General features: G+C 67.6%; 2 protein-coding genes. Both read left to right on the top strand.

Going from position 1 to position 1,922, the window contains the following annotated elements; all coding sequences use genetic code 11:
• Positions 1-316 precede the first annotated feature (316 nt).
• A complete protein-coding gene (locus tag ACWFR4_RS48625; RefSeq protein WP_453469673.1) occupies positions 317-826 on the top strand; it encodes a transglycosylase SLT domain-containing protein in 510 nt (169 codons plus the stop codon).
• A gap of 68 nt (positions 827-894) precedes the next feature.
• On the top strand, positions 895-1,922 hold a 1,028-nt coding region (locus ACWFR4_RS48620), incomplete at its 3' end, for an LCP family protein (protein ID WP_453658381.1).

The following is a 1,922-nucleotide window of genomic DNA, read 5'->3' as shown; positions in this document are numbered from 1 at the left end:
GGGCCTGTGAAGCACCCCATAGGAGCCAGATCACATACTAGCGGTGGTAGTAGCTGGTGGGGCCGTCCCGGGGTGCACAGAAGGGGCCTCATGCGGTCATTTCGGACATTCCTCCGTAGTGGGGTAGTACGTCACATCCTTGCGCACCCTCTCGGCCATCGCTAACTATGGCTGTCGTCCCGGAGAACGGGTCGGAGCACGAGCGAAGCCGCTCGCTCGGACCCCCGGGTCAAGGCGCGGATCATTACTCCGCTCCAGGCGCCACCACACCGGCCGGCGCCGCACCACGTCCCCGAACACGAAGAGGTACTCCCGTATGACCTTCTCCACCCCGATCGCCGCTGCCGCCCCCACCACCCGCTTCAAGCGCGCCACCGTCACGGTCCTGGCCGCCGCCGGTCTCGCGGGCGCAGCGCTGACCTTCGCCCCGTCTCCCGCGCAGGCCGCCGAGCCGACCGCGGCGCCGAAGGCCGCCCACTCGGTGTCGACCAAGAAGGCCACCGACGGAAGCAACGTCGACGGGTGGATCAACGAGGCCCTGTCGATCATGAAGGCCAAGGGGATCCCCGGTTCCTACGAGGGTCTGCACCGCAACATCATGCGTGAGTCCTCCGGCAACCCGAACGCCGTGAACGGCTACGACGTCAACGCGGTCAACGGCACCCCGTCCAAGGGCCTGCTGCAGGTCATCCAGCCGACCTTCGACGCCTACCACGTCGCCGGCACCTCCAAGAGCCTGACGGACCCGGTCGCCAACATCACCGCGGCCGCCAACTACGCCGCCGACCGCTACGGCTCGATCGACAACGTCAACTCCGCGTACTGAGCCGTCGTGACCGCAGGCCGTGACTGATCCACGGCACATCTCAACCCTCGATATGGAGGGCAGCGCCCATGCCGCACACCAGCGGAGACGAAGGGCACGTGCCCTCATCCGACGCCCTTGACCACCCCGGCTACGGGTGCGCGAACCTGCACCGCTCACGCGGCAGGTCACGCAGGAAGCGGCTGCGCGTCATCACGTACACCGCGCTCGGCGCCGTCCTGGTCGGCGCAGGTGGTGTGGCCTACGCATGGTCGCACCTGAACGGGAACCTCAAGGGCACGGACATCAACGCCGCACTGGGCAAGAACCGCCCGGACGCGGGCCACGACGGGGCGATGAACATCCTCCTCCTCGGCTCCGACTCGCGCGCCGGCACACACGGCAAGTACGGCCGTGGCGTCACCGGCGCCCGCTCGGACACGGCGATGGTGCTGCACGTCGACAAGAGCCACAAAATGGCCTCCGTCGTCAGCATCCCCCGCGACACGATGGTCGACCGGCCGCAGTGCGCGAAACCATCGGGCGCAACGGCGCCCGGCGAGCATCAGTCGATGTTCAACGCGGCGTACCAGGTGGGCGGACCCGCCTGCACCGTCAAGACGGTGGAGAAGATGTCGGGCGTGCGCATGGACCACTATCTCGAGGTCGACTTCAAGGGCTTCCAGACGTTCGTCGACGAGCTCGGCGGTGTCGACATCACCACCCACCGGGCCATCAAGGACACCAGCAGCCACCTGTCCCTGAGCGCCGGCAGGCACACCCTCAAGGGTGAACAGGCCCTCGCGCTCGTGCGGACCAGACACGGCGTCGGCGACGGCAGCGACCTGGGCCGCATCCAGCTCCAGCAGACATTCATCAAGGCACTGATCCACCGCGCCGAATCGATCGACGTGGTCGGCAACCCCGCCCGGGCCTACAAGCTCGCCGACACCGCGACCAAGACCGTGAGCGCAGACTCCGCTCTCGCGTCCGCGGACAAACTGCTCGGCCTGGCCAAGGACCTGAAGGGCATCAGCCCCGACCACATGAACATGATCACGCTGCCCGTCCGCTACGACGCCCAGGACACCGGCCGCGTCCTGCCCATGACCAAAGC

The organism is Streptomyces sp. NPDC055140, assembly GCF_053607285.1.
Note: the sequence above shows the minus strand (reverse complement) of the source record. Positions and strands in the feature narration are given on the sequence as shown.